Raw genomic sequence first — 10073 nt, 5'->3', positions numbered from 1 at the left:
GGCAACTATCAGGACTACGGCCACAGCCACTGGCAAAACAGCCTGATCTGGGGCATTGGCCTGAATAACGTGGCCATCGTCGGCGGCGGCTTGATTCACGGCAAAGGCTTGATCAGCGGCCACGACAAGTACACGGGCTACTACACCGACAAACCGGATCAGCCCGGCGAAGCCGACAAGGCGATTGCGCTGCGCGAGTGCCGCAACGTGACCTTGCGTGATTTCTCGATCCTGCATGGCGGCCACTTCGGCATATTGGCGACCGGCTGCAGCAATCTGCTGATCGATCACTTGATCATCGACACCAACCGCGACGGCATGGATATCGACGCCTGCAGCAACGTGCGCGTCACGAATTGCAGCCTGAACACGCCCTGGGACGATGCGATCTGCCTCAAGGCCAGCTACGGCCTGGGGCGCATCCAGCACTGCGAGAACATCACGATATCCGACTGCCTGGTGTCGGGGAATTTCGACGAGGGCAGCCTGATTGATGGCACCTTCAAGCGCAGTGCACCGGAATACCGGTCGGGGCGATACGGCCGCATCAAGATGGGCACCGAATCGAATGGCGACTTCAAGAACATCACCATCACGAACTGCATTTTCGACGAGTGCCGGGGCCTGGCGATCGAGAGCGTGGACGGTTCGCACATCGAGGACCTGACGATCTCCAACATCACCATGCGCAACGTGGTGAACGATCCGATCTTCATACGCTTGGGCGCGCGCCTGCGCGGACCGAACAAGCCGCCGGTGGGCACGATCAAGCGCATCAATATCAGCAATGTTGTGGTGTCCGGTGCGCACGTCAATCACGCMAGCACCATTGCCGGGCTGGAAGGGCAYCTGATCGAGGATATTCGCATCAGCAATGTGCAGATAGAAAYGCAAGGCGGCGGCGATGCGGCCTGGAGCAAGGTGGTTCCGCCCGAAAACGCAAACGGATATCCGGAGCCCGGCATGTTCGGCAAGGCSCCGGCGTATGCGTTTTACATGCGCCATGTGAAGGCCATCGAGGYTCATCACGTCAAGGTYGGCTACGTSAAGCCGGAGGGGCGAACCGCGGTCGTGCTGGACGATGTCAGCGATGCCAGCTTCCATGCCGTCAATCTGCGGCGCGGGCAGGGCGGGGCGGCGCTGTTCGCGCTGCGCGGGGTCAGCGAATTCTCGGCCAGGGATGTGCGCGGCATGCCGGACCGCGAGGTCCCGGGGCGTGTGGATGCGCTGACATTTTGAGGGGCTCGCGGCCGGCCAGCGCCTGACCCTGCACCTGAGCGGCCGCCAGGCCGGCCTGCGCGCGCTGTCGCGCCAGTTAAAGACGCAGCTGCCGCTCCAACGCGTCCAGCTCCTCGGCCAGCCCGAGGCGGCGGCGCCAGTCTCGGCCGGCCTTGCCGTACCAGTACTCGGCGTCCTCCAGGTCGCCCTCCTGCACATGCACCAGGGCATGCAGCCAGGCGGCCTCGGGCGAATCGTGGCGCTGCACCTCGTCGTGCGCCTGCACCCATTGGCCGGCGCGCAGCAGCGCCAGCACGTCGAGCAAGGGCTGGTTCATGCAGTCTCCTCGTGCGCAGCCGCAGGGGCGGCGTTCAGTTCACGGTCCCAGGGCTCGCCTGCGAAGCGTGCCGCCAGGAAGTCCACCAGCAGCCGCAGCGCCAGCGGCTGGTGCTGGCGCGACAGGTAGATGGCATGGATGCCCAGCACCTCGGGCTGGTGGTCGGGCAGCAGGGGCAGCAGCCGGCCGGCGCGCAGATCATCGCCCAGGTAGTAGGTGGGCAGCATGCCGACGCCGGCCCCGGCCAGCACGGCGCGGCGCAGCACGGCGGTCTCGTTGGTGTGCAGGCTCCACTCCACCGGCACGGTGATCAGTTCGGCGCTGCGCATGAAGCGGTACTGCTTGCCGATGCCGAAGGCGTGGGCCACGCAGCGGTGCTGGCGCAGCTCGTCGGCGGTGCGCGGCGTGCCGTGCTGCTGCAGATAGGCCGGCGAGGCGCACAGCACCGAGCGGCACACGGCCAGCGGGCGGGCGATCATGGCCGGGTCCAGCGTGTTGGTGATGCGCACGGCCAGGTCGACCCGCTCGGCCACCAGGTCGGCCGCCTTGTCGGCCACCGACAGCATCACCTCCACCTGGCGGTACTGGCGCTGGAAATCCACCACCGCGGCCGTCAGCTGGGCTTCGGCCAGCGAACCCGGCGTCGTCACCCGCAGCAGGCCGGCCGGCTCGCGGCTGCGCTCGGCGGCCAGGTGCTGGGTCTCCAGCGCCAGGTCCAGCATCTGGCGGCAGGCGGGCAGCACGGCGCTGCCGGCATCCGTCAGGCTGACGCGGCGTGTCGTGCGGTGCAGCAGCCGGGCGCCGAACCAGTCCTCGGCCGCCGCCAGATAGCGGCTGACCATGGCGGTGGACATCTCCAGCTGATCGGCCGCCTGGGTCAGGCTGGCGCGGTCGGCCACCTCGACAAAGACGCGCATGGCGGTCAGGCGATCCATGATCTCTTTCTTTGATTGCGACGAAAAACGAAATAAATAGTCAACCGAATCGGTCTTTATCAACCATACCGCAAAACCTAGAGTTCGCCCCACACCCCGCCGACACCTCGGCACGGCCACCAGACCCCCACCGGAGATGCTCATGTTCCCTCTCAGCCAACTCGCCCGCCGCCTGCTGCCCACCCTGGCCCTGGGCATGGTTGCCACGGGCAGCGCCCTGGCCCAGGCCCCGCTGGCCGTCAAGGTCTACAACGCCGACGGCAACAGCTTCCACGTCAACGCCGTCGTCATCAGCGGCAAGACCGAGGCCCTGGTCATCGACAGCGGCTTCACCCGTGCCGATGCGCTGCGCGTGGCCGCCAACGTGCTGGACAGCGGCAAGACGCTCAAGACCATCTTCATCAGCAACGCCGACCCGGACTACTACTTCGGTGCCGAGACACTCAAGACCGTCTTCCCCCAGGCCCGCGTGGTGACCACGCCCGCCGTGCGCGAGAAGATCCAGGCCAAGCTGGCCGGCAAGCTGGCTTTCTGGTCGCCCAAGATGGGCGCCAACGCGCCCCAGCAGCCGATCGTGCCCGAGGCCCTGCAGGGCACGACCCTGACCGTCGACGGTGAGACCATCGAGGTGCGCGGCACCACCGGCGCGCTGGCCCACCGGCCCTATGTGTGGATCCCGTCCATCAAGACCGTGGCCGGCAACATCGCCATCTTCGGCAACTTGCACGTCTGGACGGCCGACACCCAGAAGCCCGCCGAACGCCAGGCCTGGCTGGCCCAGCTTGACGAGATCGAGGCCCTTCAGCCCGTCACCGYCGTGCCCGGCCACATGGCCGCCGGCACCGCGCTCGACACCAGCGCCATCCGCTACACCCGCGACTACCTGCGCCGCTTCGACGCCGAGGCCGCCAAGGCCAAGACCGGCGCCGACCTCATCGCCGCCATGAAGCAGGCGTATCCCCAGGCCGGTCTGGGCATGGCCCTGGACATCGGCGCCAAGGTCAACAAGGGCGAAATGGCCTGGTGAGCACCATGACGAGCCCTGTCCTCCACTACATCTACGACCCCCTGTGYGGCTGGTGCTGGGGCGCCGCGCCCCTGGTGCGCGCGGCCCGCGGCCTGCTGCCGGTGCGCCTGCATGCCGGCGGCATGATGACCGGCCCGCAACGCCAGCCCGTCACGCCCGAGCTGCGCGCCTACGTGCTGGCGCATGACCAGCGCATTGCCCAAGCCACCGGCCAGCCCTTCGGCGACGCCTACCGCGACGGCCTGCTGTGCGACCCACAGGCGGTGTTCGACTCCGAGCCGCCCACCGCCGCCATCCTCGCCGCCGAAGCCCTTGCCGGCCGTGGCGCGGACATGCTGGCCGAGCTGCAGGCCGCCCATTACGTGCAGGGCCGCCGCATTGCCGAGCCGGCCGTGCTGATCGAGCTGGCCGGCACCATCGRCCTGCCAAGGGCGGAATTCGCGACCGAGCTGGGCCGCCAGAGCCTGGGCCCGGTGCAGGCCCACATCGAGCAGACGCGCAGCTTCATGGCGCAGACGGGCGCGCGCGGATTCCCGAGCTTTGTGCTGGAGACCCAAGCCGGCCTCAGCCGCGTGGACGCCACGGCCCACCTGGGGCGGCCTCAGGACTTCGCGGCCGCCTTGCAGGGCATGCTCGGCCAGGCGCCGGCGCAGCCCGGCGACGCAGCCGCGTTCTGCAGCATCGATGGCTGTGCCTCGTGAGCCGGAGGCAGGCGTGAAGAGCAATCTGCAAATCATCAGCGACCACTACGCCGCCTCGGCGCGCGGCGACGTCCTGGCCATGATGGCCGACATGGCTCCCGAMGTGGCCTGGACGGAGATGGCCGGCTTCCCCTGCGCGGGCACCTGGATCGGCCCCGCGGCTGTCGTCAGCAACGTCTTCGCGGTGCTGGGCCGTGACTGGGACGACTATCGCTTCACGCTGGAGCAGCTCATCGACGGCGGCGAGCAGCTGGTCGCCCTGGGCCACTACAGCGGCCGCCACCGCGCCACGGGCAAGGACCTGCATGCGCGGGTGGCTCACGTGTGGCGGCTGAAGACGGGGCGGGTGGTGGCCTTCGAGCAGTTCACCGACACCTTGCTGGTGGCCAGGGCGATGACGGCCTGAGCCACCGCCGCCGGCGTCACACCGGCGTGGCGGCGACCCGCAGCAGCGGCGCCTCGCGGCCGACCGGGTCGACCAGCACCAGCGCCAGCTGCAAGGCCGGCACCGGCGGCACGGCAGGCACGGCACGCTCGATGACGAGGTCCAGCGCACCGCTGTCCAGCGGCACCGCGGCAGCCTCGGGCGCCCAGTCGCCGTCATCCAGCTTCAGATGCACCTGCACCCTGAAGCCGCCCACCGCGCGTGGGTGGGCCACCGGGCCGCCGCGGATCGCCAGCGTCAGCCGCCACGTGCCGGCTGCGGCCCCGGCGCCTACCGTTGCCGTCACGCTGCCGTCCGGCAACGCCGGGATATCCGCCGGCACGAACATGGCCATCGCGGGCGCGGACGCGCTGCTGAACGCGCCTGGCGCGTCCAGGCGCTGCGCCGGCTGCAGCGGCTCGACGGCGCCGGCGGGTAGCGGGATCTCGGCCACGCCGGGCGGCAGGCGGCGCTCGGGCGGCATGCGCAGCTCGGCCCAGTAGTGGTAGCGCACGTAGGCGCTCAAGCCCTCGGGCGTTGGCGAGTCGTCCACCTCGGCGACGAACTCCCCGCCGTCGCGCCGCAGCACGCCGCGGCCGATCTCGCGGGCGTAGAGCGCCTCGGGCACGCCGCCGCTGGCGCGCCGCAGCCGGTACTCGGGCGGCCGCGCGTCCGCGGCCGGTGGTTCGTCGAACAGGCCCGGCTCGGCGGCGCGCAGCGCCACCAGGTCCAGGCCAGGCGCGCGCACGGTGACGGTGGCCACGCCGCTGACCGGGTCGACGCGGGTCTCCACCCGCGGTGCGGGCGGGCGCCGGTCGCTGGGCACGGCCACCGGCAGCAGCGGACAGCTCTCGAATGCGGCCTCGTTGCCCTGGCTGCTGAGTGGCACGAAGCGCAGGAACTGCACGGTCTCCAGCGCCCGCGGCAGGCGCGTGTCGAACAGCACGCTGCCGTCGCCGCCGGGCGTCAGCGGCGTGTCGGTGAGCAGGCGGAAACGATCGCGCAACCCCAGRCCCGCCAGGCCCTGCTGCGCGCCATCGACGGCCACCTCGGCGCGGGTGCGCGGCCGCTCGCCCTCCATCAGCGCGATGCCCAGTCCACGCGCATCCGCCAGGTAGGCGCGGTAGCGGGCGCCGGCCACGCCGGTGAAGCGCAGCCGGAACTCGACATCGGTCGCCGGCGCCGGGCGGCTGCTCCAGACGATGGCGACGCCCGTCTGCGGCACCGGCGGCGTGCGCGGGTCGTGGATGGCGATGGTCGCTGACACGGTGGGGCCGGGCGTGCCCGCGTCATCTTCAAAATGGGCCGTCGCGGTGACGGCGCGGCTTTCCATCGGCAGCAGCGCAGGCAGCTCGAAGTCGAAGTGCAGCACGCCGCCGTCCTGGGGCGCCACGGCGTCCTGCAGCGCGCCATCAAGGTCGATCACGACGCGCGACAAGGGCCGCGAGCCGGCCGTCATCTCGTGCAGCGCGGGCACCACCACCGACCAGCGCACGCTGCCGGCCACGGCCGCCGCGTCGCCAGCCGCCCGCCCGACCAGTTGCAGGTGTGAGCGCAGCACCGGCTGCGGCATGGGCGGCCGCGGCGGCGTCGGCACGACGACCTCGGTCGCTGCGCCGAAGCGGCCGAACACGTCGGCCAGGGCCACGCGGTAGCTCCAGGGCGCGTTGCCGGCGTCGATGTTGGCATCCGACACGATGCCGAAGACGCCGTCGTGCAGCTTGTCGGCGTTGCCCAGCATGCGCGGGGCGGCGCGCTCGGCGGGGTCGGCATCGGGCGTGGCGGGGGTCAGGTCCACCATGTCATGGCGCGTGCGCCAGCCGTCGGCCTCCAGCCGGCCCAGCGCCACCAGCGTGGCCAGCGCCGGCGTGGCGATGCGCAGCTGCTGGCGGAACCGAATGCTCGGCCCCTCGTCCTCGCGCTGCCAGCCGGCATCGCCCAGCAGCACCTCGGGTGCGGCTGGCAGGTCGGGCGGCGGCGCGGCCAAGGCGGTGGCCACGAAGGCACGCAGCGTCAGCCCATGGCGCTGCACGGCCAGTTCGGCCGGGCCGCGCAGCCCAGGTTGCAGTTGCATCAGCCGCTCGATCAGGCCCAGTTCCGTCGCGTCGGCGTCAGGCAGCTCGAAGCGCATGGCCGGGCCGACGGCAAACAGGCCCGCCGCCAGCCAGCCGCGTGCGCCAGGCGGTTGGAATGGGTTGTCAGGCACGAGCAGGTTGTCCAGCAGCGTGGCGGTGCCCAGGTAGCGGCCCGCGCCAGGGTCCAGCGCCTTCATCAGCAGGCTGCCCTGCACCCATTCGGTGGCGCGTTGCCACGGCCGGCGCTTGCCGTTGAGGGCCACCGCAGCCTCCCAGAGATGGGTGCGCTGCACCAGCGACGGCGGCTTCTCCGCGTCGCCCACCAGGCGTTGGGTGTCGTCGTCCAGGTCGGCCTGCAAGGCGGCCACGCGCGCGCGTTCGGCAGAAGGCGGCAGCGCATCGAAGGGGCCGTCGGGGCGGTCGGGGCGGGTCCAGCGCTCAGGCGCCGCACGCTCGGCGCGCTGCAGCGCAACCGCGGTGCCTTCGCCGCCGGCATACCAGGGCTGGTCGCCCTCGATGGGCAGCGACAGGCTGGCGAAGGGCTGCTGGCCGAGCAGTGCCTCGATCGCCCGCCCGGCCGAGATCCCCCAGCCCTGCAGCGTGACCCGACCGCGGCCGCGCAGGCGCAGGCCGGTGATCTGCGGCGCGGCCACCAGCCAGCGCGGCGAAGACCGAGCCGCCACGACACGGTCGCCGCTGCGGCCCAGCAGGGCCAGCTCGCCGCTGCCCTGGAAGCGCGCCTCGATGCCGGCCACGCGGGCGTCGCTGGGCGCCTCGAGCTGGCGGCGGCCGATGAGCTGGCCGCCCCCGGCGTCGAGGTTCAGCGCGGGCAGCAGCCGGCCGTCGCGGGCGAACCAGTCCATGGCCGGCGCATCGGTCGCGGACGCCTCGACCGGCCACACCAGAAAGGGCGCCAGTGGAAAGCCGAGCGCCGCCGACGGGAACAGGCGCAGATGCGTGCCCTTGGGCAGGTCGGGGTCGGGGGCGACGATGCCGGCCGCCGCCGCGTGGGCCGAGAAATAGCGAGGGTCAACGAGCCAGCTGTTCATGCGGCCTCCTGGGCAAAACTGGGCTGCAGCGGAACTTCAAGCAGCCCCTGCAACGGCTTGGGTGGCAGGCCGATGGGCTGGTCGGTGCAATGCAGGCGCAGCCTGGGCATGACCCACGCGAAGCCGATGCCGCGCCGCGTGCGCCGCGGCACGAAGGGCACGGACGCGGCGAACAGCAGCCGCGAGCCGCTGCGGTCGCGCAGCCGCACGTTGAAGTTGGCGCTGTTGGCGCCGCTCACGAGCTGCAGGTCGGTCACATCGAAACGGCCGTCTCGGTGCACCGGCTCGGGCGATTCGATCAGCGCGCCGGCGCACAGCCAAGGTGTTCCCGCGGCCACCGGCGGCAGCCACAGCAGGCTGATGCGCGGCTCGGCGGCGGCGGGCCATCCGTCCATCCCGAGGCTGTCGAGGAAGGCATCGAAGGCGGCGTCATCCCCCTTGCTGACCTGCGCGGCCAGCACCGTGCCGGGCTGCAGCGCCACGTCGCCCTGCGGGTGACCAGCCAGGCCGCTGATCGGGAAGTGCAGGCCCGCCAGCATCTCGGTGCCGGTGGCCCAGCGCGAGGTGCGAAAGCTCACGCCGGGCAGCCGCCCGTCCGCCACGCCTTCCCGCTTTGACTTGGCCAGCGCGAACACCTCGTACCAGGTGTCGCGCGTGAGCGTCACGTCCACACGCAGCTCGGCCACGTTGGGCGCCAGGCCGCAGGTCGAGGCGAGATAGGCATTGGCGATGACGGCGGCGCTGCCGGCCAGTTGTGTGGTGCTGGTGACCCAGGCGAGCTTGGGCACGAGCAACTGGTCAGGCTCCACCTCCTCGGGCTGGTCGAGCCGGCGCAGGCCGCACAGCAGCTCGTACTTGTAGGCCGCGGCCAGCAGCGCCACGTGGCCCGGTGCGAAGCGCATGCGCACGGGGTCGTGGGCAAACCGGTGCAGTTCGCTCTGCGCGGGCTCATAGCCCAGCAGGTAGCGCTGGAGCATGGCCGGGTCAAAGAAATCGCGCTTGCGGTGGATCAAGTCGAGATAGGCATGCGTGCTGGGTGCCGGCTTGCCGCCCGCCCCGAGCAGCGGCGCGGTGCGAAACCAGTAGCTGCGCACGCTTTCGGTCGTGACATCGGCGGGTCGCGTCGCCAGCACCTGCTTTTGGCCCTTGTCATCCACCTCGTACAGCGTGCCGGACCAGCGCATGCTCACATCGATGCGGTACAGCCGCCCAGGGTCGAGCACGGCGCGGCGCGTTTTCGATGGCTTTGCGTCGGCCTTGGGCGGCCCGTCGTCGGCAGCCTTCTTCTGCTTGGCCGCTTCGGCAGCCGTGGCGGCATTGCGCGCCGCAGCGGCAGCGGCCGCCGACAGCGTGATGCCGCCCAGCGCCAGCAAGCCCAGCCGCGTCCCTGCGACGCAGCTCGCCTCGATGAGCTTGACGGCGCCGTCGGCGGGCGGCAGCCAGCGCACGGCCAGCCAGCCGTCGCCCAGATCCGCTTGCAGATCGGGTGCCCAGCGGCGCGCCAGGTCGTCGACGACGACAAAGGGCCGCGCCCCGGCGGCATTGGCCTGCCAGTCGGTGGCGCGCACCACCAGCCACAGGCGCGGCTGCGTCAGCGCCTCGTCGGGCACGATGCGCAGGTCGTGCCGCGGCTGCACGCGCTGGAAGGCGAAGTCGATGCGCGGCGTGAACTGCACGGCGCCGGGGTCGAGCCAGGCGTTGAACTGCCGCCCGTCCAGCGACTGCGGCGCGAACGGCCACACGCGCGGGCCGGTGTAGCCCATGTGCAGGGGCAGCAGGTTCGCCGCGGTCTTGTCGAGCACGACGGGGGCTAGCGCGGGCTGCGTCAGCAAAAGCTCCACGCGCGCCCGCACCTGGCTTTGCAGCGGGTCGGCGCTGTGCGGGTCGGGCGGCAACCGGAAACCACTGCCTTCGCGCGCGGCCGAGCCGCCCAGCGCCCAGCCGAAATGTGCATCCGCCCGCAGATGACAGACGTCGGCGAGCTCCTGCAGCGGCTTTCCCGCCACGCCTGCGCCCGCGTCGCCCACCGCATGCATCCACGGGTCGCGAAAGGGCGTCAGCAATAGCAGCTCGGCCGGCTGCGGCTGGCCGCCGGCATCGCCATGCTTGCCTCCGTGCCAGGCACTGCTGAAAGGCCCGGCGACCACCACGTCGGCCTCGGTGGCGTCGATCAGCGCCACGTCCAGCAGCTCCCAGTCGTAGCTGAGCAGATCGCTGCCGAGGGGCTTGGCACGCAAGCCCTCGGGGTAGCCGCCGGCATCGGGGAATTGCGCCGAGGCGAACGACAGCTTGGGCGCGGTGCTGAAG

8 protein-coding genes are annotated in these 10073 nt (G+C 71.3%); 4 read left to right on the top strand and 4 right to left on the bottom strand.

Annotation, left to right across the window (positions count from 1 at the left end; genetic code table 11):
* Positions 1 to 1239: rhamnogalacturonidase (locus ACXJKR_RS15240; protein ID WP_457323540.1), on the top strand; the 1239-nt coding region annotated here is incomplete at its 5' end.
* A gap of 76 nt (positions 1240 to 1315) precedes the next feature.
* Here ACXJKR_RS15240 and ACXJKR_RS15235 read toward each other — a convergent pair.
* Together ACXJKR_RS15235 and ACXJKR_RS15230 are read right to left on the bottom strand one after the other, a co-directional pair.
* On the bottom strand, positions 1316 to 1555 hold the full coding sequence (locus ACXJKR_RS15235) for a hypothetical protein (protein WP_457323539.1): 240 nt from the start codon (positions 1553 to 1555) through the stop codon (positions 1316 to 1318).
* Positions 1552 to 2490, bottom strand: a complete 939-nt coding sequence (locus ACXJKR_RS15230; protein WP_457323538.1) for a LysR family transcriptional regulator — start codon at positions 2488 to 2490, stop codon at positions 1552 to 1554. The genes ACXJKR_RS15235 and ACXJKR_RS15230 overlap by 4 nt, the downstream gene beginning before the upstream one ends.
* Positions 2491 to 2632: 142 nt before the next feature.
* Here ACXJKR_RS15230 and ACXJKR_RS15225 point away from each other — a divergent pair, with 142 nt between their 5' ends.
* Genes ACXJKR_RS15225 through ACXJKR_RS15215 form a run of 3 tightly spaced genes read left to right on the top strand, consistent with a single transcriptional unit; the run spans position 2633 to position 4624 of the window.
* Positions 2633 to 3517 (top strand): MBL fold metallo-hydrolase, encoded by an 885-nt coding sequence (locus ACXJKR_RS15225; protein ID WP_457323537.1) that lies wholly within the window; start codon positions 2633 to 2635, stop codon positions 3515 to 3517.
* A 5-nt stretch (positions 3518 to 3522) separates the two neighbouring features.
* Entirely contained in the window at positions 3523 to 4218 is a 696-nt protein-coding gene (locus ACXJKR_RS15220; protein ID WP_457323536.1) for a DsbA family protein, read from the top strand.
* Positions 4219 to 4231: 13 nt separating this feature from the next.
* On the top strand, positions 4232 to 4624 hold the full coding sequence (locus ACXJKR_RS15215) for a nuclear transport factor 2 family protein (RefSeq protein WP_457323535.1): 393 nt from the start codon (positions 4232 to 4234) through the stop codon (positions 4622 to 4624).
* A gap of 16 nt (positions 4625 to 4640) precedes the next feature.
* Here ACXJKR_RS15215 and ACXJKR_RS15210 read toward each other — a convergent pair whose 3' ends face one another.
* Positions 4641 to 7766 carry a hypothetical protein gene (locus ACXJKR_RS15210; RefSeq protein ID WP_457323534.1) on the bottom strand — a complete coding sequence of 1042 codons (3126 nt, stop codon included), beginning with the start codon at positions 7764 to 7766 and terminating at the stop codon, positions 4641 to 4643.
* Positions 7763 to 10073, bottom strand: a 2311-nt coding sequence (locus tag ACXJKR_RS15205) for a hypothetical protein (RefSeq protein WP_457323533.1), incomplete at its 5' end; no start/stop codon positions are given. The genes ACXJKR_RS15205 and ACXJKR_RS15210, both read right to left, overlap by 4 nt.

The sequence above is a fragment of the Roseateles sp. P5_E11 genome (assembly GCF_054049355.1).
The sequence above is the reverse complement of the archived record's forward strand: the minus strand, read 5'-3'. Positions and strand labels throughout refer to the sequence as shown.